Origin of the sequence: Aromatoleum toluolicum (assembly GCF_012911005.2) — a bacterium.
Lineage (GTDB): Bacteria > Pseudomonadota > Gammaproteobacteria > Burkholderiales > Rhodocyclaceae > Aromatoleum > Aromatoleum toluolicum.
Window position 1 is genome coordinate 16895 of record NZ_WTVS01000054.1, and the last position, 22820, is coordinate 39714.

At 69.8% G+C, this 22820-nt stretch carries 24 protein-coding genes; 7 read left to right on the forward strand and 17 right to left on the reverse strand.

Going from position 1 to position 22820, the window contains the following annotated elements:
* Positions 1-23 precede the first annotated feature (23 nt).
* Positions 24-347 (reverse strand): iron donor protein CyaY, encoded by a 324-nt coding sequence (cyaY, locus tag GPA27_RS20750; protein WP_169142388.1) that lies wholly within the window; start codon positions 345-347, stop codon positions 24-26.
* On the opposite strand from cyaY, the gene lptM reads away from it, so the two are divergent.
* Positions 346-564, forward strand: a complete 219-nt coding sequence (lptM, locus tag GPA27_RS20755; RefSeq protein ID WP_232299281.1) for an LPS translocon maturation chaperone LptM — start codon at positions 346-348, stop codon at positions 562-564. The genes cyaY and lptM overlap by 2 nt on opposite strands.
* Entirely contained in the window at positions 561-1823 is a 1263-nt protein-coding gene (lysA, locus tag GPA27_RS20760) for a diaminopimelate decarboxylase (RefSeq protein WP_169142389.1), read from the forward strand. The genes lptM and lysA overlap by 4 nt, the downstream gene beginning before the upstream one ends.
* A 9-nt stretch (positions 1824-1832) precedes the next feature.
* Here lysA and GPA27_RS20765 read toward each other — a convergent pair whose 3' ends face one another.
* Genes GPA27_RS20765 through rfbB form a run of 5 tightly spaced genes read right to left on the reverse strand, consistent with a single transcriptional unit; the run spans position 1833 to position 5588 of the window.
* Positions 1833-2192, reverse strand: coding sequence for a hypothetical protein (locus GPA27_RS20765; protein ID WP_169142390.1), 360 nt, complete (start codon positions 2190-2192; stop codon positions 1833-1835).
* A gap of 3 nt (positions 2193-2195) precedes the next feature.
* A complete protein-coding gene (gene rfbD, locus GPA27_RS20770) occupies positions 2196-3089 on the reverse strand; it encodes a dTDP-4-dehydrorhamnose reductase (protein WP_169142391.1) in 894 nt (297 codons plus the stop codon).
* Positions 3086-3643, reverse strand: coding sequence for a dTDP-4-dehydrorhamnose 3,5-epimerase (rfbC, locus tag GPA27_RS20775; protein ID WP_211165143.1), 558 nt, complete (start codon positions 3641-3643; stop codon positions 3086-3088). The genes rfbD and rfbC overlap by 4 nt, the downstream gene beginning before the upstream one ends.
* Positions 3643-4527, reverse strand: a complete 885-nt coding sequence (gene rfbA, locus GPA27_RS20780; RefSeq protein ID WP_169142392.1) for a glucose-1-phosphate thymidylyltransferase RfbA — start codon at positions 4525-4527, stop codon at positions 3643-3645. Before rfbA ends, rfbC begins: the two co-directional genes overlap by 1 nt.
* The gene (rfbB, locus tag GPA27_RS20785; protein ID WP_169142393.1) at positions 4524-5588 is read right to left on the reverse strand and encodes a dTDP-glucose 4,6-dehydratase; all 1065 of its coding nucleotides are present in this window, start codon (positions 5586-5588) and stop codon (positions 4524-4526) included. Before rfbB ends, rfbA begins: the two co-directional genes overlap by 4 nt.
* Before the next feature lie 152 nt (positions 5589-5740).
* Here rfbB and dacB point away from each other — a divergent pair, with 152 nt between their 5' ends.
* Entirely contained in the window at positions 5741-7186 is a 1446-nt protein-coding gene (gene dacB / locus GPA27_RS20790) for a D-alanyl-D-alanine carboxypeptidase/D-alanyl-D-alanine endopeptidase (RefSeq protein ID WP_169142394.1), read from the forward strand.
* Positions 7187-7214: 28 nt separating this feature from the next.
* Here the strand turns inward: dacB and GPA27_RS20795 are convergent, their stop codons facing one another.
* From GPA27_RS20795 to GPA27_RS20845, 11 genes are all read right to left on the reverse strand, one after another.
* Positions 7215-7631, reverse strand: a complete 417-nt coding sequence (locus tag GPA27_RS20795; protein ID WP_169142395.1) for a DUF4870 family protein — start codon at positions 7629-7631, stop codon at positions 7215-7217.
* A gap of 50 nt (positions 7632-7681) precedes the next feature.
* Positions 7682-9172 (reverse strand): 4-hydroxy-3-polyprenylbenzoate decarboxylase, encoded by a 1491-nt coding sequence (ubiD, locus tag GPA27_RS20800; protein ID WP_169142396.1) that lies wholly within the window; start codon positions 9170-9172, stop codon positions 7682-7684.
* Between the two features lie 31 nt (positions 9173-9203).
* Positions 9204-10019, reverse strand: a complete 816-nt coding sequence (gene pyrF, locus GPA27_RS20805) for an orotidine-5'-phosphate decarboxylase (RefSeq protein ID WP_169142397.1) — start codon at positions 10017-10019, stop codon at positions 9204-9206.
* Between the two features lie 125 nt (positions 10020-10144).
* On the reverse strand, positions 10145-10393 hold the full coding sequence (locus GPA27_RS20810) for a PA2433 domain-containing protein (RefSeq protein WP_169142398.1): 249 nt from the start codon (positions 10391-10393) through the stop codon (positions 10145-10147).
* A gap of 79 nt (positions 10394-10472) precedes the next feature.
* On the reverse strand, positions 10473-11360 hold the full coding sequence (ubiA, locus tag GPA27_RS20815) for a 4-hydroxybenzoate octaprenyltransferase (protein WP_373322792.1): 888 nt from the start codon (positions 11358-11360) through the stop codon (positions 10473-10475).
* Positions 11357-11914 carry a chorismate--pyruvate lyase family protein gene (locus GPA27_RS20820; RefSeq protein WP_169142399.1) on the reverse strand — a complete coding sequence of 186 codons (558 nt, stop codon included), beginning with the start codon at positions 11912-11914 and terminating at the stop codon, positions 11357-11359. Before GPA27_RS20820 ends, ubiA begins: the two co-directional genes overlap by 4 nt.
* 72 nt (positions 11915-11986) lie before the next feature.
* Positions 11987-14035: an ATP-dependent DNA helicase RecG gene (gene recG, locus GPA27_RS20825; RefSeq protein WP_169142400.1), complete on the reverse strand. Its 2049-nt coding sequence runs from the start codon at positions 14033-14035 to the stop codon at positions 11987-11989.
* Entirely contained in the window at positions 14028-14408 is a 381-nt protein-coding gene (ridA, locus tag GPA27_RS20830) for a deaminase RidA (protein ID WP_169142401.1), read from the reverse strand. Before ridA ends, recG begins: the two co-directional genes overlap by 8 nt.
* 94 nt (positions 14409-14502) lie before the next feature.
* The gene (gene fliW, locus GPA27_RS20835; RefSeq protein WP_169142402.1) at positions 14503-14946 is read right to left on the reverse strand and encodes a flagellar assembly protein FliW; all 444 of its coding nucleotides are present in this window, start codon (positions 14944-14946) and stop codon (positions 14503-14505) included.
* An 83-nt stretch (positions 14947-15029) separates the two neighbouring features.
* Entirely contained in the window at positions 15030-15764 is a 735-nt protein-coding gene (locus tag GPA27_RS20840) for an SPOR domain-containing protein (protein WP_169142403.1), read from the reverse strand.
* On the reverse strand, positions 15761-16345 hold the full coding sequence (locus GPA27_RS20845) for a DUF2802 domain-containing protein (protein WP_169142404.1): 585 nt from the start codon (positions 16343-16345) through the stop codon (positions 15761-15763). Before GPA27_RS20845 ends, GPA27_RS20840 begins: the two co-directional genes overlap by 4 nt.
* 118 nt (positions 16346-16463) lie before the next feature.
* Here GPA27_RS20845 and GPA27_RS20850 point away from each other — a divergent pair, with 118 nt between their 5' ends.
* The 4 genes from GPA27_RS20850 to GPA27_RS20865 all read left to right on the forward strand — a co-directional run bounded on the left by GPA27_RS20850 (position 16464) and on the right by GPA27_RS20865 (position 22776).
* Positions 16464-17237 (forward strand): YdcF family protein, encoded by a 774-nt coding sequence (locus GPA27_RS20850; protein WP_169142405.1) that lies wholly within the window; start codon positions 16464-16466, stop codon positions 17235-17237.
* A 219-nt stretch (positions 17238-17456) separates the two neighbouring features.
* Positions 17457-20057: a c-type cytochrome gene (locus GPA27_RS20855; protein WP_169142406.1), complete on the forward strand. Its 2601-nt coding sequence runs from the start codon at positions 17457-17459 to the stop codon at positions 20055-20057.
* 18 nt (positions 20058-20075) lie between these two features.
* Entirely contained in the window at positions 20076-20969 is an 894-nt protein-coding gene (locus GPA27_RS20860) for a hypothetical protein (RefSeq protein WP_169142407.1), read from the forward strand.
* A gap of 31 nt (positions 20970-21000) precedes the next feature.
* Entirely contained in the window at positions 21001-22776 is a 1776-nt protein-coding gene (locus tag GPA27_RS20865; protein WP_169142408.1) for a hypothetical protein, read from the forward strand.
* Positions 22777-22820 lie beyond the last annotated feature (44 nt).

The window sequence follows — 22820 nt, forward strand, 5'->3', positions numbered from 1 at the left end:
GAATCCTCCGGAGCATCGGCCGTTCAGCCTGCCTTGACCTCGGTGGGCGCCCCGGACTGCTGGCTGACGAGTTGCGACAGCAGCGCGTAGAGTTCAGCGCCGTCGCGCGTGGCGATCCAGCGGCCGGCGTCGTGGCGGAAGTGGAAGCCGCCGGCCTTGGCGGCAACCCAGATCTCGCGGGCGGCCGAGTGGCGGTTGATCACCATCTTGCTGCCGTTCTCGAACTCGATCTCCAGCACGCCGCCGGGCATGGTCTCGATGTCCAGTTCGGCACCGCAGGCTTCGAGCGCGGCCTCGATGCGCACGAGTTCGGCTTCGGCCAGCGCGTTGAACGCCGATTCTTCCATGTTCGCTCCTTCTGTTAGCATTTCCGTTTTTTCGACCGACGACACCATGCGAGCCATTCCGACCGCTGCCGCGCTGTGCTGCGCCCTTGCCCTGAGCGGTTGCGGGATCAAGGGGCCGCTGTACCTGCCCCAGGTTCCGCCCGCACCGGCCAAGGCTGCTCCGGCCGCCGGCGTCGATCATAGCAAAGCCCCCAAAGCGACCGACGACTCCCGATGACCTCCCGATTTCCGATTCCGACCCTGACCGAGGGCAGCGACGGCCTTCAGCTCGAAGGCGTGGCCCTTGCCGCCATCGCCGCGCAGTATGGCACTCCGGTGTATGTCTATTCGCGACGTGCGCTGACCGAGGCCTTCTCCGCCTACCGCGAGGCACTTGCGGGCCGCCGCGGGCTGGTGTGCTACGCGGTGAAGGCGAATTCGAACCTCGGCGTGCTGTCGGTGTTCGCGCAGCTGGGCGCAGGCTTCGACATCGTCTCGGGCGGCGAGCTCGCGCGGGTGCTGGCCGCCGGCGGGGACGCGGGCAAGGTGGTGTTCTCGGGCGTGGGCAAGAGCCGCGACGAGATGCGTCAGGCGCTGAAGGCCGGAATCCGCTGCTTCAACGTCGAGTCGGAAGCCGAGATCGACCGCCTGAACGCGGTCGCGGGCGAACTCGGCAAGGTCGCACCGATCGCCTTCCGCGTGAATCCGGATGTGGATCCGAAGACTCACCCGTATATCTCGACGGGCCTCAAGAGCAACAAATTCGGCGTCGCGATCGATGCGGCGGCGGACCTGTACCGGCACGCGGCGAGCCTGCCGAACCTGCGCGTGAGCGGCGTGGCGTGCCATATCGGCTCGCAGCTGCTCGACCCCGCACCGATCGCCGAAGCGGCGCGGAAGATCCTCGACCTTGTCGACCGGCTGGCGACCGAGGGGATCACGCTGGACCACATCGACCTCGGCGGCGGGCTCGGCATCCGTTACCGTGACGAGCGGCCGCCGACGGTCGCCGAATACCTTGCACCGTTGCTCAAGCTGTTCGAGGGGCGCAAGGAGGAGCTGTGCTTCGAGCCGGGCCGCTCGCTGGTCGGCAACGCGGGCCTGTTGCTGACGCGCATCGAGTACCTGAAGCCGGGCGAGGAGAAGAACTTCGCGATCGTCGATGCGGCGATGAACGACCTGGCCCGCCCGGCGCTGTACGACGCCTACCATGAGGTGGTCGCGGTGCAGCCGCGCACGCTTGCGGCAAAGAACTACGAGATCGTGGGACCGATCTGCGAGAGCGGTGACTTCCTCGCGCATGACCGCGAGCTGGCCGTCGCGGAGGGCGACCTGGTCGCGCTGCTGTCGGCAGGCGCCTACGGCATGGCGATGAGTTCGAACTACAACACCCGTCCGCGCGTTGCCGAGGTGATGGTCGACGGCGACCGCACGCACCTGATCCGCAGGCGCGAGACGGTCGAGTCGCTCTACGCGCTCGAGTCGCCGTTAACCTGAGCGATTTCGTCACACATTCCGAACCCTCGGGGCGACCCGCTTCCCTTCGGCCTGCGCCTCCTGGATGAGGGCGCGGCCGAAGGCCTTCCAGGCCGGGCCACCGTGCGTGTGCACGCCGGTGTCGGCGCTCTCCTCCATCACGCGTAGCATCAGCACGCCCAGCGCGAAGAGTTCGCCGCGCGCGCGCAGGCGGGCGTCCGGGTCGGCGAGGAGCGCCTGGGTGTGGTCGGCACCACCTTGCAGGGCCTCGCGTGCGAGCTTGCGCATGCCGGCCGCGTCGTCCCAGTCCAGTTCGAGCACGATGCCGCGCTTGAGGATTTCGCGCTCGAGCTGGCAGGCGTCGCGCTCGAAATGTTCGAATCCGCTCATCGCTCAGCGTGCCAGCTCTTCGACGCAGCGGCGCAGGGCGTCCTGCCAGTGTGGCATGGCGATGCCGAAACGCGCCGCGAGCCGGTCGGCGGCGAGGCGTGAGTTGGCCGGACGCGCGGCCGGCGTCGGATAGGCCGCGGCCGGGATCGGTTCCACGTGCGCGATCTGCAACGCGATTTCCGGCCGCGAACTTCGCGCCGCGACGAAGATCGCTTCGGCGAATCCGTGCCAGCTCGTGTCGCCGGCCGACGTCAGGTTGAAGATGCCTGACGCGAAGGCACCGTCGCGCCGTTCGCGCTGCGCGTGGGCGACGATGTGCGCGGTGGCGTCGGCGATGTTGCGCGCCCAGGTCGGCGCACCATGCTGGTCGGCGACGACACGCAGTTGTTCGCGTTCGGCGCCCAGACGCAGCATCGTGCGCACGAAGTTGCCGCCGCGGGCGGCGAATACCCAGGTGGTGCGCAGGATCAGGTGGTCGCAGCCGCTTTCCCGGATCGCCACTTCACCGGCGAGTTTGCTGCGCCCGTAGGCGTTGACCGGGGCGACGGGATCGTCCTCGGTGTAGGGGCCGGTCTTGCTGCCGTCGAACACGTAGTCCGTCGAATAATGGACCAGCAATGCGCCGGCCGCCTTCGCGGCGCGGGCGAGTTCGCCGGGCGCGCTACCGTTGATCGTGGTCGCGAGTGCTTCCTCGGACTCGGCCTTGTCCACGGCCGTGTAGGCGGCGGCGTTGACGATGACATCGGGGGCGAGGTCGGCAACCAGTGCCGCCAGGGTCTCGGGGCGCGACAGGTCGCAGCGGCTGCGGTCGAGCGCGATGACTTCGCCGAGCGGCATCAGGCTGCGCGCGAGTTCCCAGCCGACCTGGCCGTTGGCGCCGGTGACGAGCAGTCTCATTCGAATACCTCGCATTGTGCGAGGGGCTTGCCCTCGCGGTCTTTCGCCGAGAGTTGCGGCTCGCCGGCGAGCGGCCATTCGACGCCGACGGTCGGGTCGTTCCACGCGAGGCAGCGCTCGTGTTCGGGCGCGTAGTAGTCGGTGGTCTTGTAGAGGAAATCCGCGGACTCGGACAGCACGACGAAGCCGTGCGCGAAGCCGGGCGGGATCCACAGCTGACGGTGGTTGTCTTCGGAGAGCTCGATGCCCGTCCAGCGGCCGAAGCTCGGCGAGCGGCGGCGCAGGTCGACGACGACGTCGAACACCGCGCCGCGCACGACGCGCACGAGCTTCCCCTGCGGCTGACGGATCTGGTAATGGAGGCCGCGCAGCACGCCGCGCGCGGAGCGGGAGTGGTTGTCCTGCACGAACGGCTCGTCGAGGCCCGTGGCGTCGCGGAAGGCGCGTGCGTTATAGCTTTCGAGAAAGAAGCCGCGTGCGTCACCGAACACCCTGGGTTCGATGATCAGCACGTCGGGAATCGCAGTGGGAGTTGTGGGCAGAATGGCTTTCATCAGAACACCCTCTCTTCGAGCACGCGCAGCAGGTACTGACCATAGCCGTTCTTCGCGAGCGGCTTGGCGAGTTCGGTGAGCTGGGCGGCGTCGATCCAGCCCGCGCGCCACGCGATCTCTTCCGGACAGGCGATCTTGAGGCCCTGGCGCTTTTCGATCGTCTGGATGAAGAGGCCCGCCTCGAGCAGGCTCTCGTGCGTGCCGGTGTCGAGCCACGCGTGACCGCGGCCCATGACCTGCACGTCGAGCGCGCCGGCTTCGAGGTAGTGGCGATTGACGTCGGTGATCTCGAGCTCGCCGCGCGGGCTGGGCTTGAGACCGCGTGCGATGTCGACGACGCGCTCATCGTAGAAGTAGAGACCGGTGACGGCGTAGCGGCTCTTCGGCTTCGCCGGTTTTTCCTCGATGCTGATCGCGTGACCTGCGGCATCGAACTCGACGACGCCGTAGCGCTCGGGGTCATTCACCGGATAGGCGAAGACGGTCGCACCGTGCGCGCGCTGGCCGGCCTGCCTGAGGTCGTCCGCGAGTTCGTGGCCGTAGAAGAGGTTGTCGCCGAGCACCAAGGCAGACGACGAGCCGGCGATGAACTCCTCGCCGATCAGGAAGGCCTGGGCGAGACCGTCCGGGCTGGGCTGCACGGCATACTGCAGGCGCAGACCCCAGCGGCTGCCGTCGCCGAGGAGCTGCTCGAAGCGCGGGGTGTCCTGCGGCGTGGAGATGATGAGGATGTCGCGGATCCCCGCGAGCATCAGCGTGCTGAGCGGGTAGTAGATCATCGGCTTGTCGTACACCGGCAGCAGCTGCTTCGACACGGCCAGCGTGGCCGGGTGCAGGCGGGTGCCGGATCCGCCGGCAAGGATGATGCCCTTGCGTGTGCTCATGCGCGTCGATCTCCATAGTTGCGCGCGACCCATTCGCGATAGGCGCCGCTTTGCACGTCCGCCACCCAGTCCTGGTTCGCGAGGTACCACGCGATGGTCCTGCGGATGCCGGTTTCAAAGGTCTCGGCCGGGCGCCAGCCGAGTTCGCGCTCGATCTTGCGCGCGTCGATCGCGTAGCGGCGATCGTGGCCGGGACGGTCGGCGACGTAGGTGATCAGGCGCGCGTGCGGGCCGGCCGGGTCGGGGCGCAGTTCGTCGAGGAGCGCGCACACGGTATGCACGATCTCGAGGTTGGGCTTCTCGTTCCAGCCGCCGACGTTGTAGGTCTCGCCGAGGCGGCCGCGCGCGAGCACTTCGCGGATCGCGGCGCAGTGGTCGCCGACGTAGAGCCAGTCGCGCACGTTGCGGCCGTCGCCGTAGACCGGCAGGGCCTTGCCCGCGAGGGCGTTGGCGATCATCAGCGGGATGAGTTTTTCGGGGAACTGGTAGGGGCCGTAGTTGTTCGAGCAGTTGGTCGTCAGCACCGGCAGGCCGTAGGTGTGGTGCCAGGCGCGCACGAGGTGGTCGGACGCGGCCTTGCTCGCGGAGTACGGGCTGTTGGGTTCGTAGGCCTTGGTCTCGGCGAAGGGCGGGTCGTTCGGGCCGAGCGAGCCGTAGACCTCGTCGGTCGACACGTGCAGGAAGCGGAAGGCGTCCTGCTCCGCGCCGTCGAGTGCGGACCAGTAGGCGCGCGCGGCCTCGAGCAGCGTGAACGTGCCTTCGACATTGGTGCGCACGAAGGCCGCGGGGCCGTGGATGGAGCGGTCGACGTGGCTTTCGGCGGCGAAATGCACGATCGCGCGCGGGCGGTGTTCGGCGAACAGGCGGTCGATGAGCGCACGGTCGCAGATGTCGCCGTGGACGAAGAGGTGCCGAGGATCGCCTTGCAGGGCGGCGAGATTCTCGAGGTTTCCCGCGTAGGTCAACGCGTCGAGATTCAGCACCGGCTCGTCGCCCGCGCGCAGCCAGTCGAGTACGAAGTTGGCGCCGATGAAGCCTGCGCCGCCCGTCACCAGAATCATTGCTCTACCTCTTCAGCCGGGGTGATCCCGCATGCCACGGCGTAAAATGCCGGTCCGGGGGAAAAACGGAAGCTGTGATTGTATCGCGGTCGCATAGCCGCCGTACCCTCGCGGACCTCGCCAGTATGTTGCAGGATATCGACGACCAACTCATGACAACGCGCCCCGTGTTCCGGTTTCTGGCTGCCCTGCTTTTCTGCGGTCTGATGGCCTCTGCGCACGCGACTGCGCTGCCGCCATCGGTGCGGCAGGCGCTCGACGCCGCCCGCATTCCGCCAGGCAACGTGGCGGTGTGGGTGCAGGCCGTCGATGCGCCGGCCCCGCAACTGGAGGCCGGCGGTGAGCGGCCGATGAATCCGGCGTCGGTCATGAAGGTGGTGACCGCCTTTGCGGCGCTCGACCGGCTGGGGCCAGCCTTCACCTGGACGACGCGGGTGGCGACCGGCGGACCGGTGGCCGCGGGCGTTCTGGGCGGCAACCTGTACCTGACCGGCGGCGCGGATCCGATGCTGAATTACGAGCGGCTCGGGAAGCTGCTGCGTCAGGTGCGCGCGCTGGGCATCACGACCGTGGGCGGCGACATCGTGCTCGACGGTTCGGCGCTGGTGCTGCCGCCGCACGACCCGGCGGCCTTCGACGGGCGCGCGCTGCGCCCCTACAACAGCGGCGCCTACGGGCTGCTGATGCACTTCAACACGCTGCAGTTGCGCCTCGTGCCGGCGGCCGACCCGGGGCAGCCGGTGGGGCTTGCCCCCTACCCGGCGCTGACGGGTGTCGACATCGACAATCGCATCGCGACGGCTCCCGGCCCGTGCGGCGTGTGGTACGGCAACCTCGACGCGGCGCTCGAAGCGGGGCCGCAAGGGCCGCGGCTGGTGCTGTCGGGGAGCATGCCGGCGAGTTGCGGGCAGCGCGACTGGGCGACGGCGCCCTTGTCGCCCGAGGCCTTCGGGCGTTCGCTCGTCGCGGCGCTGTGGGGCGAGCTGGGTGGCAAGGTCGAGGGCACGGTGCGCAGCGGCGTGACGCCGGGCGATGCGGCGACTCTGATCACGGAGACCTCGCCGCCGCTTGCCGACGTGGTGCGCGAGATGAACAAGTGGTCGAGCAATGTGATCGCGCGCCTGCTGCTTGCGACACTGGGACGGGAAAGCGGGGCGAGCCTGGACATGGTCGCGGGCGGCGCCGAGGCGGTGCGCGCCCTGCTCGCGGCGGACGGCATCGCGACCGAAGGCCTCGTGATCGAGAACGGCTCGGGTCTTTCGCGCATCGAGCGCGTCACGGCGCGCACGCTCGCGGAAGTCCTGCTCGCGGCATGGCGGCGCCCCTTCATGCCGGAGTTCATCGCCGCGCTGCCGATCGCCGGCGAGGACGGCACGGCGCGCGGGCGGCTGTACGACAGCCCGGCGCGCGGCTACGCGCACATCAAGACCGGCTCGATCAACGGCGTGAAATCCCTGGCCGGCTACGTGCTCGACCGCAACGGCCGGCGCCACGCGGTCGTGATGATGGTGAACCACGCCGAGGCCGGGTCCAGCCAGGCCGCGCAGGACGCGCTGCTGGAATGGGTGTGGGCGGGCGGCGCGGTGCCGGCGCAATAGCGGGGCGGCCGCGCGACCACGTGGAGCCTCAGGCGTCCGTCGGCATCGGCATGGTGCTGCGGTCGAGCAGGTTCAGCCAGCCGCGGATGACGCGGTAGATGATCCACAGCGTCGCCCCCACGAACAGCACGAACGCGAACGGGATGCCGATCACCGTAAAGAACATCGCAATCGCGACCAGAATCCACAGCAGCGCGAACCAGAAGGTGCGGATCTGCCAGCGGAAATGGCTTTCCAGCCAGGTGCCGCGCACCGCGTCGCGCTTCATGTAGTTGAGCACCACCGCGAGGATGGACGGCAGGCTCGCGACGAAGCTGCCGATGATGGTCGCGGAGCCGACGACGCCGGTGACCACCGCGAACGCATGCAGCGCATAGATCACGTGTGCGAGCGTGACGAGCCCGCCGAGGTCGGCGGGGGCGCTTCCGGTCCGGTAGTCGGGCATGGCTGGCTCCGTGAAGATGAGGATTCCGGTGGAATCTTACAGGCCCGACTTTACAGGCCCAACTCGGTCCACATCGCATCGACGCGCTGCTTGACTGCGGCGTCCATCACGATCGGCCGCCCCCATTCGCGGTTCGTCTCGCCCGGCCACTTGTTGGTGGCGTCGATACCCATCTTGCTACCGAGGCTCGCGACGGGGCTGGCGAAGTCGAGGTAGTCGATCGGGGTGTTGTCGACCATCACGGTGTCGCGCGACGCATCGACGCGGGTCGTCATCGCCCAGATCACTTCCTTCCAGTCGCGGATGTTCACGTCGTCATCGACGACGATGATGAACTTCGTGTACATGAACTGGCGCAGGAAGCTCCAGATGCCGAACATCACGCGCTTGGCGTGCCCCGGGTACTGCTTGCGGATGCTGACCACCGCGAGACGGTAGGAGCAGCCTTCGGGCGGCAGGTAGAAGTCGGTGATCTCGGGGAACTGCTTCTGCAGCAGCGGCACGAACACTTCGTTGAGCGCGACGCCGAGCATCGCCGGTTCGTCGGGCGGCTTGCCGGTGTAGGTCGAGTGGTAGATCGGGTTCTTGCGCATGGTGATGCGCTCGATCGTGAAGACGGGGAATTCGGAGACCTCGTTGTAGTAGCCGGTGTGGTCGCCGTAGGGGCCTTCGGGCGCGGTGTCGTCGGGGTGGATCACGCCTTCGAGCACGATCTCGGCCGAGGCCGGCACCTGCAGGTCGGAGCCGAGGCATTGCACGAGCTCGGTCTTGGCCCCGCGCAGGAGTCCGGCGAACTGGTATTCGGACAAGGAGTCGGGCACCGGCGTGACGGCACCGAGGATGGTCGCGGGGTCGCAGCCGAGGACGACGGCGACCTTGAACGGTTCGCCCGGATGCGCGAGCTGGTGCTCGCGGAAGTCCAGCGCGCCGCCACGATGCGCGAGCCAGCGCATGATGACGCGGTTTGGCCCCAGCACCTGCTGGCGGTAGATGCCGAGGTTCTGGCGCTTCTTGCCGGGGCCGCGCGTGACGACGAGGCCCCAGGTGATCAGGGGTGCGACGTCGCCGGGCCAGCAGTGCTGGATCGGCAGTTTCGCGAGGTCGACGTCGGCGCCTTCCCACACCACTTCCTGGCACGGCGCCGAGCGCACTTCCTTGGGCGACATGTTGAGCACCTGGCGGAAGGCCGGGAACTTCTCCCACGCGTCCTTGAGGCCCTTGGGCGGCTCGGGTTCCTTGAGGAAGGCGAGGAGCTTGCCGACTTCGCGCAATGGCGTCTGCCAGTTGCCGTCGGGCAGTTCCTCGCCCATGCCGAGCGCGACGCGTTCGGGCGTGCCGAAGAGGTTGGCGAGCACCGGCATCGCCTGCGGCACGCCGCGCGTGACGGGCTTTTCGAACAGCAACGCCGGACCGCCGGCGCGCAGCACGCGGTCGGCGATCTCGGTCATCTCGAGGTGGGTGTCGACGGGAACGGTGATGCGCTTCAGTTCGCCACGCTGTTCGAGCTGGGCGATGAAGTCGCGAAGATCGTGGTAACGCATGTAGTCCTTTCGGGTACGGCGGTATTGCGGTTCAGCGGTTGGCGTTGATCGCGTCGCGCGTCTCGAGGGCGACCTGGCGGGCCGCCTGGGCATAGTCTTCCCCGCTGCCGGCGAACAGGATCGCGCGCGAGGAGTTGAGCATCAGGCCGGTACCGTCGGCGGTGCCGCCCGCCTGCATGGTCTCGGCGATGTCGCCGCCCTGGGCGCCGATGCCCGGCACCAGCAGCGGCATGTCGCCGACGATGTGGCGCACGCGCGCGATCTCGTTGGGGAAGGTCGCGCCGACGACGAGCGCGCAGTTGCCGCTCGCATTCCAGTCGTTCGCGACCAGGCGCGCGACGCGCTCGTACAGCCGCTCGCCGCCGCCGACGTCGAGGAACTGCAGGTCGCTGCCGCCCGGGTTCGAGGTGCGGCACAGCAGGATCACACCCTTGTCGGCGTATTCGAGGTAGGGCTCGACCGAATCGCGGCCCATGTAGGGATTCACGGTGATGGCGTCGGCGCGGAAGCGTTCGAAGGCTTCGATGGCATATTGCGCGGCGGTGCTGCCGATGTCGCCGCGCTTGGCGTCGAGGATCACCGGCGTATCGGGGTGGCGCTCGTGGATGTGGGCGATCAGGTCTTCGAGCTGGTCCTCGGCGCGCTGCGCGGCGAAGTAGGCGATCTGCGGCTTGAAGCAGCACACGAGGTCGGCGGTGGCGTCGACGATGCCCTTGCAGAATTCGAGGATGGCGTCCGGGCGGCCCTGCAGGTGGGCGGGGAAGCGCGCGGGATAGGGATCGAGGCCGACGCAGAGCAGGCTGTTGCGGCTCTGCCAGGCGGCCCGGAGGGCGGTCATGAAGTGCATGGAGGCGTCCTGATTGGTCCGGGGCGAATGATAAGCCGGATGACGCCCGCGCGTACGCCCGATGCTGCCGGACAAAAGAACGGGGCCGCGCGATGGCGGCCCCGGCGGCAGGGAATTCGACCCGCTTACATGTCGATCTTGAGGATCTTCATGGCTTTCGCGAGGGTATCGACCGATTCCTGGTGCTTGCCGGCCTTGTGCATCGCCTCGCCGTCGGCACGCAGCTTCTTGACCTCCGCCATCTGTTCGGCGGTCAACATCGGATTCTTCGCCATCGCGTCATCGATCTTCTTCATGTCGGCGGGACAATGGAACGCGAAGGCACTGGAAGACAGCGCCATCGCGAACAGGCCTAAGAGCAGGCTCTTCTTCATCTTGGTCTCCTTGGGGAACGCGCGGCGACAAGCCGGCGCACTACTTCGACCGCATCCGATCCGGTCGGTTCACCCTAGTTCAGACGGCAGGAAACGCAATGTAATCAGCGACGATGCCGGCGAAGATGCTCGCCCCGACCCAGTTGTTGTGCAGGAAGGCCTTGAAGCACGGTGCGCGTTCGCGGCCGCGGATCAGCGTGTAGTGGTAGCCCGCGATGCCGCAGGCGCCGAGGAGGCCGGCGAAGTAGAACGCGCCGCGCCCCGCGGCGACGCCGATCGCGGCGAACAGCGCGAAGGCGAGCGCGTAGCACAGCATCACCGCGGCAACGTCGAAACGGCCGAAGGTGATCGCGGAGGTCTTGATGCCGATCCTGAGGTCGTCGGGACGATCCACCATCGCGTACTCGGTGTCGTAGGCGACGGTCCAGAAGATGTTGCCGAGCAGCAGCCACCACGCGATCGCGGGCACTTCACCCTGCACCGCGGCAAAGCCCATCGGGATGCCGAAGCCGAAGGCGATGCCGAGGTAGGCCTGCGGGATCGCGAAGAAGCGCTTCATGAACGGATAGCTCGCGGCGAGGAACAGCGCCGGCAGCGACAGCCACAGCACAATGGGCGCGAGCGGCAGGATCAGCAGGAAGGCCAAGAGCGAGAGGCCGGCGGCGAGGAGCAGCGCCTCGCGGGTGCCGATCGCGCGCGTCGCGAGCGGGCGGTTCTTCGTGCGCTCGACATGGCCGTCGAAATCGCGGTCGGCGTAGTCGTTGATGACGCAGCCGGCCGAGCGCATCAGCACCGTGCCGAGGACGAAAATTGCGAGGACGTGCAGCGGCGGGAAGCCGTCGGCAGCGAGCCACAGCGCCCACAGCGTCGGCCACAGCAGCAGCAGGATGCCGATGGGCTTGTCGAGGCGCATCAGCCGCAGGTAGATGGGCAGGCGGGCGGACAGTGGGAGCGGCGCAGACATCATTCGGGCAGGTCCAGGATCGTGGGCAGGAAGGCCTCGCTGACGAGCAGCGCGCGGCCGTGCAGGCGGAACAGCGAACGCCGCGCCCACACGCGCGGCGGCATCGCCATCGGCGCGACCGCGGCAGAGGCGAGATGATAGCGCGCGTCGCGACGGTCGAGGCAGGCGCAGGTCAGCGCGCGGCGGCTGATCGCGGGGTCGGCGAACAGCGCGGCGCCCAGCGGCCGGGCGCCCATGCCGTGAAAGAGGTTCCACGCGCCACGCACGTTGGCGCGCGGCAGCAGCGAGCGCGCGAACACCACCGGCACGCCGTCGGCGACGAGCAACACTTCGCGCAGCCACGCGAGTTCGCCGCGGCGCAGGCCGAGCAGCGTGGCCTCGTCGCGGTGCGGCACGGCGAGGCACTGGCGCAGCACGCGCACCGAGAAGCTGCCGCAGCGGGCGCGGATGCGCGCGGTGAGCGAGGCGGGATCGGTGAGCCAGGGGCGGAGCGTGCGGGAAACGGTCGCGCGCGGCGGGCGCTTCAGCCAGGTTTCTTTGTGGGGAGAGGTGCGCATGGGAGGACGACGTCGGGACGACGCGCATGATACCGGCCGCGAGCCCCGGCCCCAAACCGGTGCGTCGGTCGCTCAGGCGCGCAGCAGGCCCTCGCGCCCTCCGAGCCAGCGCTCCATCAGCTGCGTCGCGACCGCGGGCGCGTCCCGCAGCAGCCGTTCGGCGAGCGCGCGCGCCGGCTCGACGAGATCGGCGTCGCCCTCGAGGTCGGCATAGCGCAGCAGCGGCACGCCGCTCTGGCGCGCGCCGACAAATTCGCCGGGGCCGCGGATGCGCAGGTCCTCGCGCGCGATGGCGAAGCCGTCGCTATGCTCGTAGATGACCTTCAGGCGCGCACGGCCGTTTTCCGACAGCGGGTGGGCGTAGATCAGGATGCACGCGGATTCGGCGGTGCCGCGCCCGACACGCCCGCGCAACTGGTGCAGCTGCGCGAGGCCGAAGCGCTCGGCGTGCTCGATCACCATCAGGCTCGCGTTGGGCACGTCGACGCCGACCTCGATCACCGTCGTCGCGACCAGCAGGTGCAGTTCGCCGGCCGAGAACGCCGCCATCGTCGCGGACTTCTCGTCGGACTTCATGCGCCCGTGCACGAGGCCGATCTTCAGTTCGGGCAGTGCCGCGCCGAGCGTCTCGAAGGTCTCGACGGCGGTCTTCAGCTGCAGCGCCTCGGACTCCTCGATCAGCGGGCACACCCAGTAGGCCTGCGCCCCGCCGAGGCAGGCGTCGCGCACGCGCGCGATGACCTGATCGCGGCGCGACTCGGCGACGAGCTTGGTGAGGATGGGCGTGCGCCCCGGCGGCAGTTCGTCGAGCACGGTGACGTCGAGGTCGGCGTAGTAGCTCATCGCCAGCGTGCGCGGGATGGGCGTCGCGGACATCATCAGCATGTGCGGGTGCAGCGCGTCGGCGCCCTTCTCGCGCAGCGCGAGGCGCTGGCGCACGCCGAAGCGGTGCTGCTCGTCGACGATCGCGAGGCCCAGGCGCGGCAAGGCCACGGGATCCTCGATCAGCGCGTGCGTGCCGACCGCGAGCAGCACCTCGCCGCTCGCCAGGCGGGCGAGCTCGGCCTCGCGCTCCTTCTTCCTGCGGCTGCCCGACAGCCACGCGATGCCGACGCCGAGCGGCTCGAGCCACGCGGCGAGCTTCTTCCAGTGCTGTTCGGCGAGGATCTCGGTAGGCGCCATGAGCACGGCCTGGAAACCGTTCTCCGCCGCCTGCAGCATCGCGAGCGCGGCGACGATGGTCTTGCCGCTGCCGACATCCCCCTGCAGCAGGCGTTGCATCGGGTGCGGCGTGGCGAGGTCGCGGCCGATCTGCGCGACCGCGCGCGCCTGGGCGCCGGTGAGGGTGAACGGCAGCTGTGCGAGGAGCGCCGCGGTGAGTTTGCCGTTGTCGCGCAGGATGGGCGCGCGGCGCGTGCGGCGGGCGTTGTAGGCGCGGCGCAGCGACAGCTGCTGGACCAACAGTTCCTCGAACTTGATGCGCTGCCACGCGGGATGGGCGCGGTCTTCCAGCGCGTAGGGGTCGATGTCGGGGGGCGGCTGGTGCAGCGTGCGCAGCGCGTCGGCGAAGGGCGGCAGCTGCAGGCCGCCGGGCAGGGCCGCGGGCAGCAGTTCGGTCATCGGCGGGCGCTGCAGTTCGCGCCCGATGAGCTTGCGCAGCGCCGACTGCGCGAGCCCCGCGGTGGTCGGATAGACGGGCGTGAGCGCCTGCGGCAGCGCCTCGCCGGCCTCGACCGGGTGCACGCGCGGGTGCACCATCTCGTTGCCGAAAAAGCCGCCGCGCACCTCGCCGAACACGCGCACGCGCCGGCCGGGGGCGAGCTGTTTCTGCTGCGAGGGGTAGAAGTTGAGCCAGCGCGCGGTGAGCGTGCCGCTCGCGTCGCGGATCTGCGCGACGAGCTGGCGGCGCGGCCGCAGCGTGACCTCGCAGGTCACCACCTCGCCTTCGACCTGTACCGGCGCGCCGGCGCGCGCCGCGGCGATCGGGGTCAGGCGGGTTTCGTCTTCATAGCGCAGCGGCAGGTGCAGGACGAGGTCCTGCGGCCGGCGGATGTCGAGCTTCGCCAGCCGGCCTGCGAGTTGCGGGCCGATGCCGGCCCAGGCTTGCTGATCGTTAGCCAAGCACCAGGATGGCGTCGGCCTCGACCACGCCACCCTTGGGCAGCTCCTTGACGCCGACGGCGGCGCGCGCCGGGAAGGGCTCGGCGAAGTAGCGCGCCATGACCTCATTGACCTTGGCGAAGTTGGCGAGGTCGGTGAGGTAGATCGTCACGCGCACGGCGTCGGCGAGCGAACCGCCGGCCGCCTCGGCGACCGCCTTGAGGTTCTCGAACACGCGCACGGTCTGCGCCTCGAAGCCTTCGACCATCTGCATCGTCGCGGGATCGAGGCCGATCTGGCCGGAGCAGTAGACGGTGTCGCCGACCTTGACGGCCTGCGAGTAGGTGCCGATCGCGGCGGGAGCGTTGGGGGTCGAGATGATGCTGCGACTCATGGTCGGATTCCTTTATTTTACGAACGATCCGGACAGGGATCGGATGAAACAACGCCCCGGCGCATGCGGCGCCGGGGCGCGGGGGAAACGTCGATCAAGCTTCGGCGCGCAGGGTCACGTCACAGCCCAGACGCGTGATGACCTTCTGGATGCCGCGGCGCGAGGACACGTTGATCACCAGCGGCGCCATGAAGTTCGCGCGCATCCCGGCCGTCGCCGGGTTGCCCGCGTCGCCCTCTTCCTTGCGCACGATCACGGCGACGAAGGCATCGGCAGGGTTCGTGAGCTTGAGCTGCTCCGCCTCGTCGTCCGTGAGACCGAACTCGTAATTGACGCCCAGTCGGTCGGGGCCGGTGATCGAGAAGACGGCCGCGGGATTGTCGAGGCTCTGCAGCAGGAACAGGGACGAGGTGGAGCCGTCCTCATGCACCAGGGCGAACTGCTTGCAGTCCTCGAAACCGGGAAGCCCGGCCGGAAACTCGATCACTTTGTCATCGGGAATATCGACGGTACCGAACACCTGACTTTCGATCTTCATGGAGCCCTCCTCTGATTTGATCCGCTTGTGACACCCTTGCGTGCGAGCACGCCGGGCAGGTCTGCCCTCCCCGGCCCGCACTGCTACTTGCGCGGAGCCAAGATCATGCCATCCAGCTTGCGTTCGCGGCGAACTTTTTCCTGCGCCGCAAGCGCGGACTCGCGGTCCGGATACGGGCCGAGCACGACCCGGGCCTGCAGATGCGCCGGATAGCCCTTGCGCTCGAGCTCACGGCGCATACTTTCGGCATTGGCCGTATCGAGAAACACGCCCAGCTGGATGAGGTATCCGGGCCCCGGCGGCGGCCCGGCATGCAGGCGCGGCGCCGCGGCGCGCGACGACGCATCGGTCGTTTCCGCCGCGGCGACCGCCGACTTGGCGGCCGGGGCGCTCGGAGCATCGGCTGCCTGCTCTGACGCGGGGGGAGTCGCGGGCGCGGCAGGGACGGCTGAGGCCGTCCATCCCGGCGGAGACGCCTCCGGGGCGGCCATCGCACCGTCGGGCGCGGTTGCCAGGGGCGCGGATTGCGTCTCGCCGGTGCGGGCCTGCCCGGTGTCGGCGGGGGCATCCTGTTCCGCCGCGACCGGCGCCGCTGCCATCGTGGCCGGGGTCGCAGGCTCGGCGGCAGTCGGCTCGGCAGGCGCGGGAACGGCAGACGGCGCCGACGGCGCGGCCGTCTCGCCGCCCTCGACCAACCATAGCGATGCCGTCAGCGCCATAAGGGCGACGATCGCCATCAGCGCGCGCATCAGGCTGGCCTTGCGCAGGGTTTCGGCATCCGCGACCGCGAGGTCTCCCGCGGTGGGCGAGCGGCTCATGGCGCCTTCCCGGAGTCGCCGGCCTGGCTGCGCGCCAGCGATTGCACGAGCTCGGCCTCGGCGACGGTGATGCCGCAGCGCTCGGCGATCGTTTCAGCATCCAGCCCGCGGCGCGCGAACACCAGTGCCTCGTTGTATTCGGGCGACGCGCCGTGGGGCACGACGCCCACCTCGGCCTGGTCCGTGCGCGCACGCAGCTGCTCGCGGATTGCGTCGAGTTCGCGCCGCAGTTCGGCCAGCGCGCTCCCCTGTTGTTCGAGCTCGCGCCGCAGCTGACGGACCTCCAGCTCGTGCTGGAACGCGTCAGGGGCGGCATCTGCACCGGCGGGCGCGGGCACGGGGCGGCCGGCGTCGTAGAGCGGACCGGGCTCGTCCTCGTCGTCGCTGTCGGCGACGAGGACGTCGACACTCTCGGGTGCGTCGGCGGGCGCAGCGGCGGGCACTGCGACGGGCAATGCGACCGGCGGCACGGCCGGCTCGGACGCCGACGCGCGCGGCGGGCGCGAGGCGCGGTAAAGCTGGTAGCCGACATAGACCGCAAGCAGCGCGATCGCGGAGAGGATGAGTTCACGCAGTCCCATTCGACCTCACGCGGGGGGCAGGACAACAAGGATCGTGCATCTGAAAGGCAGGCCGGAACGGGCGCGACGACGGATAAGTCGGGGATAATACTGGCGCCCCACCCTCCCGACAATGCAGATGGCCTTCGACTCCGCGCTCGTCCTGTTCTGGCTCAAGAAGACCGTGTCGATCATGGTGCAGCCGCCGGTTGCGCCGCTGCTGCTGATCGCCGTCGGGCTGCTGCTCGCGGCACGCCGGCGGCGGGGCGGCTTCGCGCTGGCGTGGGCGGGCGTCGTGGCCACCTTGCTGCTGTCGACGCCGGCGAGCGTCGGCTGGCTGCTGAACGGGCTCGAGACGGCGCCGGTGGTCGACGCGGCGGCGATGCGCGAGGCGCAGGCCATCGTCGTGCTCGGCGCCGGCAAGCGGCGTCATGCGCCCGAATACGGCGGCGAGACGGTGAACCGCCTCGCGCTGGAGCGGCTACGCTACGCGGCGCGGCTGGCGCGCAGGACGGGGCTGCCGGTGCTGGTCAGCGGCGGCGCGCCGACGGGCGACGTGCCGGAGGCGGTGCTGATGCAGGCGACGCTCGAAGAGGATTTCCGCATCCCGGTGCGCTGGGTCGAGCGGGCCTCGCTCGATACGCGGCAGAACGCTCAATTTTCGGCGGTGCCGCTGCGCGCCGCGGGCGTGCGCCGCATCCTGCTCGTGACCCACGCCGCCCACATGCCGCGCGCCCAGGCGGCCTTCGAGGACGCCGGGCTGCACGTCATCCCGGCGCCGACTGCGTGGCTGGGCGGCACCGGTGCCGGCGACCAGGTGCTCGGGGAGCTCCCCGGGCCGACCTCCGCCTATGCCGGCTGGTATGCCGTGCACGAGTGGCTGGGGCTGCTGGCGTACCGCCTGACGCGCTGAGCGGGCGCGACCGGCTCGCCCGGAACAGGGTCAAAACCCTTCCACGCGACATGTATCCGTGTTTGCGTTTCGCCGACCGCTTGCCTATAGAAACTTAGGCGCCATAAAAAGCTGCGGCGGCGATTCGCTTGCGGCACTTCGCCGGACCAGCACTGCATATGCGCCTCGGGCATTGCCTCGTCATCGGGGCGGCGGCCTGGAACCCAACAGGAGCGGACCATGAAAGTGCTCGTCACCGCCGGCGTGGCCGTCGGCGCTCTGCTCGCCATGGTGTTCGTTTCGGCCGATCGCGATACGGGCATCTCCCTCTCCCCCTCCCCGCTGGTCGCCACTGCCACCGCCCAGCAGCCCGCGCCGCTGCCGCCCGTGGTGGCCCCGGACACGCCGATGCCCGAGAGCACGTCCGTCGACCAGGACGCGCCCTACTTCGAGGCCTGCGCACGCGAGGGCCTGGCGGAATCGGCCTGCGTCGGCCGCCTGATCTGGTTCAAGGCGACCGCAGGCAACGAGCGCTTCCACACCTACGTGTTCCAGCAGCGCGTCGGCGTGCTGCCGGACTGGTATCGCGTGCTGCGAGCCGACCAGCGCGACGACCGCTTCCGCGCGTGGGGGCTGATCAACGATCCGTCGTGCTGCGTGCCGGGCGAGGCGAACTGCCCGGCGAAGAGCCACGACGAGACGTACGGCTTCGACTGGTGTCCGGGCGACGACGTGCTGCTGAAGCACGTCGGCAAGCCGGGCTATGTCGATCCCGCCTGCGCGCTGAAGGACGCGGCGCTCGATCCGGCCGACCCGCACGCGAAGGACGGCCGCGACCAGCGCCATTCGGCCTGCGACCTGCGCTTCGGCACCTCGACCGGGGCGCTCGGCTTCCGCAAGTTCCCGAACCCGCGCTTCGACGCGGAGCAGTGGAGGAAGCTGAACGGCAGCCTCGGCACCTGGGAAGGCTTCGGCCGGCGCATGATCGAGCAGACCAAGGTGCCGTCGGACGAGCGTTTCAGCCGCCTTGCGGACGCGTCGGTGGAGCCCCCCTTCCTGATCGGAACGAGCTGCGGCTCCTGCCACATCGCCTTCGACCCGCTCAACCCACCCGCCGACCCGGCGCACCCGCGCTGGGAGAACATCAAGGGCCTGGTCGGCAACCAGTACCTCCGCAAGTCGGAGATCCTCGGCTCGGGCATGCCGAAGAGCAGCCTGGAATGGCAGATGTTCGCGCACGCGCGGCCGGGCGTGACCGACACGTCGGCGATTCCGCATGACGGCGTGAACAACCCGGGCACGATCAACGCGCTGATCAATGTCGCGCAGCGCCCGATCTTCCCCGGCGAATCGATCGCGAAATGGCGCAAGGTCGCCACCTGCGGCGCGGAGAAGGACGAGACGAAGTGCTGGTGCGAGCCCGGGCGCGAGACGAAGTGCTGGGAAAAGAGCACGCGCAGCGACGACACGACGCTGGGCAAACCCGGCGTGCATCACATCCTGAAGGGCGGCGAGGACTCGATCGGCGCGCTCGAGGCGATCCAGCGCGTGTACTTCAACATCGGCTCGTGCTCCGAGCAGTGCTGGCTGAACCACCTCACCGACCTGCGCCAGGTCGACCCGCAGGCGCGCTACTTCGGCCAGACGCCGTTCAACATCGGCCAGTGCCGGCGCGACTGCCCGAACTTCCGCGCGATCGAGGACCGCCTGCCCGACATCCTGGCGTTCTTCCTGTCGGCCGAATCGAATGCGACCGATCTCGCCGTCGCGCGCAATGCGGTGCGCAAGGCGGCCGACGCGGCGGCACCCGAATACGGCCGCGACAGCCTCGTCGCCGACCTGGAGATGGAGCACGGGGCGGGGGCCGTCGGACGCGGCAAGGCGGTGTTCGCGGCGAACTGCGCGCGCTGCCACTCGAGCATTCCGGAGAGCGTCGGCGGGCCGTTCGCGAACCGCGACTACTACGCGATCGCCGACAACGGCCTGCGCGCCGACTGGCTGGGCAACGACGTCGCCACGCCCGCGACCGAGGTCGGCACGAACCGCTGCCGCGCGCTCCATTCCAACCACATGGCGGGCCACGTGTGGCAGGAGTACGGCTCGGAGACGCTGCGCGCGCGCGCGCCGGACATCAACGTCAAGGAGCCGAACGACGGCGGGCGCGGCTACTACCGCAACATCTCGCTGCTGAACCTGTGGGCGCATGCGCCTTTCATGCACAACAACGCGATCGGGCCGGAACTGTGCGGCAAGCCGGCGAACGCGGCAAACGACTTCTTCCGCGCGCGCGAACTCGACGCCGACGGCAAGCTCGCGGCGACGCAGAGCGAGTGCTTCCAGACCGATCCGAGCGTGGAAGGACGCTACCGGCTGTACCTCGCGTCGATGCACGAGCTGCTCTATCCGGACGCGCGCAAGCCCAAGGCGACGCTCACCGACCAGGACGTGGTCCTCGACCTCGGCCCGCGCGCGTGGGACGGCACGAGCGAGAAGCCGCTCGTCGGCAGCGGACAGGTGCGCATCCCGGCAGGCATTCCGGCCAACTCGATGACCAGCCTGCGGCACAAGGACCTGGTCGTGGATCTCTTCCTCGCGAAGCGCGACCCGGCGAAGCTGGAGGCGCGCCTGGGCAAGGAGACCACCGGGCAGATGCAGAAGCTCGCGGACGACATCCTCGCCTCCCCGGGCGAGTTCGCCGGCCTGCTGCGCGGCCAGCGCGAGCTGCTGCGCCAGCACTACAGCAACTGCACCGACGAGATCGAGAACGGCGGCCACCGCTTCGGCGAGGACCTGTCGGACGCGGACAAGAAGGCGCTGATCGCCTTCCTCGCGACCCTGTGAGCGAAAGGAGACCGCGCCATGACCCGCCAAGCCTTTCGCCCCCTGCGCTCCCTTCGCACCCTGGGCGTCCTCGGCGCCGCGCTGGCGCTGCTTGCCGCCTGCGGCAAGACCGAGCCCCCGGCAATCGCGTTCGCGCCGTACGCGACGGATTACGCGAGCAAACCCGACTTCGCCCAGCTCGAGCACCAGTTCCCGCTGACGCCGGCCGATCTCGCGAAGATCACGCCGGAGAACCTCGCGCTGCTGAACCAGGAGCAGCTCGACCAGATCTACGCGCGCCTCACCGCGGGGCCGATCCCCGACGGTCCGTTCGACGGCAGCATCATCCTGCCCGAGGGCGAGAGCGGCAAGCTGCGCGCGGGCGAGATCGTCGGCGGGCTCGCCGGCTTCGCACTGCACCTGAAGGGCATTGCCGTCGACAAGATCGGCGAGACGCTGTGGAAGGGCAAGGTGTTCTACCGCAACGAGCGCGTGCTGCGGAACCGCATCGAGGACCTGGAGATCTTCCGCAAGGCCGGTCTCGTCGAAGGCGAACCGCAGAAGATCACCGTCGGACGCAAGGACGCGTGGCTGCTGTTCCCTGCCAAGCTCTACTGCGGCCAGAGCCTCGTCGATTCGCGGCGCGAGTCGGTGATCATCGACTACGCCTTCACCGACGAGCTGCCCGGCTATCAGGAGAAGCCGGACTTCCTCGCCGGCCGGCGCGGACTCAAAGTGCGCGACGAGATCCGCATGGTGCGCCCCGGCCTCTACCTCGGCCGCGCCTACATGGACCGCGTGTTCGTGCTGAACTTCGTCCTCTACAACAAGGAAATCGCCGAGCGCGACGGGCCGGCCTTCCAGAAGGCCGGCACGGTACAGGAAGACTGCTGGGGCGGCACGCAGAAGCGGGTCGTCGTCGCCGCGAAGTAGGCCGGCCACGGGCGGCGAGGAGATGCCGGCGATGCGCGCCGCGAACCGGGCCAGTGGGGTGATGCTCGCGGCGGCGCTCGCGGTCGCGCTGTGGGACTACGGCCGCCAGCCCCCGCCCGGCGCGGCCGAACCTGCCCCGGCGGCGCGTGGCGAAGCCCGCACGACGCCGTCCCCGCCAGCCCGCCTGGTGCTTGCGCCGGACGCCTACGGCGAGGACCTGCCGTCCGCCGGCGCGTCGCTGTTCGACCAGCGCGTCGCGGCGCTCGGCGGCGCGGCGGCCCTGCCTTATCCGTTCGAAAGTCTGTTGCAGCATCTGGAAGGCGGCGGACAGTGCGCGGACCTGCCCGAGGGGCGCTGCCTCGTGCGCGTGCTGATCCCGATCGGCCGTTCGCTGCAACGCCTCGCCGCAGCCCCGGAGTTTTTCCGCCACCCGCGCGTCGTCGCCGCCATGGCCGGCGAACCGGCCGCCCACGGCCCGGGCCCGCTGCAGCGCGACCGCCTGTATCTCGGCCACGTCGGCAACAGCGAGGTCGTCGAGGTCATCAGCTACAACGAGGCGGCCACCCGCTTCGAATTCCAGCTCGTGCTCGACTACCGCAGCGGCGCCCGGCCGCGCGTCGTGTATGCGTCGCGCCCGCTGTGCCTCGCCTGCCACCAGAATCACGCGCCGATCTTCTCGCGCCCGCTGTGGCAGGAGACCAACGCCAATCCGGCGGTCGCGGCGCGGCTTGCGACGTGGCAGGCGAACGTCGCGGGCGTGCCGGTGCGGCGCGGCATCGATCTCCCCGGCGCGATCGACGCCGCCGCCCAACGCGCCAATCGCTTCGCGCTGTGGCAGACGCTGTGGCGCACGGGTTGCGGCGACGGCGAGCGCGGTACACGCTGCCGCGCCGCGCTGTTCGAGGCCGCGCTGCGCTACCGCGCGACGGGACGCCACGAGCACGTCGCGCTGCACGACGCGATCCTGCCCGCCTTCGCCGCCGCCTGGCAGGCTCACTGGCCGGGCGGGCTCGCGCTGCCCGACGCCAACATCCCCAACCGCGATCCGCTGCCGGAAGGGCTGGCCCGCACGGACGGCGCGATGCTCGCGAACATTCCCGCGCCGTTCGACCCGCTCGCACCGCGGCCGCCGCTCGAAGTCTGGCGGCTGCCGGACACCGGGCGCCTCAACGAGACCGTCGCGGGGTTGGCCGATCTGCTGGGCGAACACGACCTCGCCCGCCTGCGTGCTGCCCTGCGCGGCCATCCATCGCAGGCGACCGACTTCGCCCGCGTCGGCGACGCGGTCGCCGCCCTCGCCGCTGCACCGGGCGGCGGACCGTTCGCCGCGGGGCCGTTCCGGCGCGAAGCGCTGATGAAGGCGCTCCTCGCCCGGCTCGGCAGCCCGGAACGCGAATCCGCGCCCCTCGCCACGGCGGCGCCGGAGCGCGACGTGCCGCACTTTCCGCCCGCGACCTCCGCCGGCCTGTTGCAGCGCTACTGCACCCCCTGCCACCAGACGCCATCGAGCACCCCGCCGAATTTCCTGCACGGCGACGAGGCGACCGTGCGTGCCCGCCTGACGCACTGCGCCGCGCGCATCCGCTATCGCCTCGCGATGTGGCAGCAGCAGCCCGCGGCGCGCGCGAAGACGCCCATGCCCCCGCTGCAGGCGCTGCGCCCGCTCGGCGCCGACCCGTCGAGCTGGGCAGCGAGCGCCGAGCTCGCGACGCTCGCCGCCTACGCCACCGAACTCGCGGGCGGCGCACCGATGCCGCAGCCGGACAACTACGAGGCCCTGCCTCCCTGCCTGCCCGCCTCGGGCTAAGGAGCGCGACGATGGCTATCCTGCGCCGATCCTCCCCCAAGCCC

Excerpts from the sequence above, each read along its gene's own strand:
- GPA27_RS20845 (WP_169142404.1), bottom strand. The coding sequence starts at position 16,345 with ATGGGACTGCGTGAACTCATCCTCTCCGCGATCGCGCTGCTTGCGGTC.
- rfbA (WP_169142392.1), bottom strand. The coding sequence starts at position 4,527 with ATGAGCACACGCAAGGGCATCATCCTTGCCGGCGGATCCGGCACCCGC.
- GPA27_RS20795 (WP_169142395.1), bottom strand. The coding sequence starts at position 7,631 with ATGCCCGACTACCGGACCGGAAGCGCCCCCGCCGACCTCGGCGGGCTC.
- GPA27_RS20765 (WP_169142390.1), bottom strand. The coding sequence starts at position 2,192 with ATGAGCGGATTCGAACATTTCGAGCGCGACGCCTGCCAGCTCGAGCGC.
- ridA (WP_169142401.1), bottom strand. The coding sequence starts at position 14,408 with ATGAGTCGCAGCATCATCTCGACCCCCAACGCTCCCGCCGCGATCGGC.
- GPA27_RS20810 (WP_169142398.1), bottom strand. The coding sequence starts at position 10,393 with ATGAAGAAGAGCCTGCTCTTAGGCCTGTTCGCGATGGCGCTGTCTTCC.
- GPA27_RS20820 (WP_169142399.1), bottom strand. The coding sequence starts at position 11,914 with ATGCGCACCTCTCCCCACAAAGAAACCTGGCTGAAGCGCCCGCCGCGC.
- GPA27_RS20855 (WP_169142406.1), top strand. The coding sequence starts at position 17,457 with ATGAAAGTGCTCGTCACCGCCGGCGTGGCCGTCGGCGCTCTGCTCGCC.
- GPA27_RS20865 (WP_169142408.1), top strand. The coding sequence starts at position 21,001 with ATGCGCGCCGCGAACCGGGCCAGTGGGGTGATGCTCGCGGCGGCGCTC.
- lptM (WP_232299281.1), top strand. The coding sequence starts at position 346 with ATGTTCGCTCCTTCTGTTAGCATTTCCGTTTTTTCGACCGACGACACC.
- lysA (WP_169142389.1), top strand. The coding sequence starts at position 561 with ATGACCTCCCGATTTCCGATTCCGACCCTGACCGAGGGCAGCGACGGC.
- ubiD (WP_169142396.1), bottom strand. The coding sequence starts at position 9,172 with ATGCGTTACCACGATCTTCGCGACTTCATCGCCCAGCTCGAACAGCGT.
- rfbC (WP_211165143.1), bottom strand. The coding sequence starts at position 3,643 with ATGAAAGCCATTCTGCCCACAACTCCCACTGCGATTCCCGACGTGCTG.
- ubiA (WP_373322792.1), bottom strand. The coding sequence starts at position 11,360 with ATGATGTCTGCGCCGCTCCCACTGTCCGCCCGCCTGCCCATCTACCTG.
- fliW (WP_169142402.1), bottom strand. The coding sequence starts at position 14,946 with ATGAAGATCGAAAGTCAGGTGTTCGGTACCGTCGATATTCCCGATGAC.
- dacB (WP_169142394.1), top strand. The coding sequence starts at position 5,741 with ATGACAACGCGCCCCGTGTTCCGGTTTCTGGCTGCCCTGCTTTTCTGC.
- GPA27_RS20860 (WP_169142407.1), top strand. The coding sequence starts at position 20,076 with ATGACCCGCCAAGCCTTTCGCCCCCTGCGCTCCCTTCGCACCCTGGGC.
- pyrF (WP_169142397.1), bottom strand. The coding sequence starts at position 10,019 with ATGCACTTCATGACCGCCCTCCGGGCCGCCTGGCAGAGCCGCAACAGC.
- rfbB (WP_169142393.1), bottom strand. The coding sequence starts at position 5,588 with ATGATTCTGGTGACGGGCGGCGCAGGCTTCATCGGCGCCAACTTCGTA.
- cyaY (WP_169142388.1), bottom strand. The coding sequence starts at position 347 with ATGGAAGAATCGGCGTTCAACGCGCTGGCCGAAGCCGAACTCGTGCGC.
- GPA27_RS20840 (WP_169142403.1), bottom strand. The coding sequence starts at position 15,764 with ATGAGCCGCTCGCCCACCGCGGGAGACCTCGCGGTCGCGGATGCCGAA.
- rfbD (WP_169142391.1), bottom strand. The coding sequence starts at position 3,089 with ATGAGACTGCTCGTCACCGGCGCCAACGGCCAGGTCGGCTGGGAACTC.
- GPA27_RS20850 (WP_169142405.1), top strand. The coding sequence starts at position 16,464 with ATGGCCTTCGACTCCGCGCTCGTCCTGTTCTGGCTCAAGAAGACCGTG.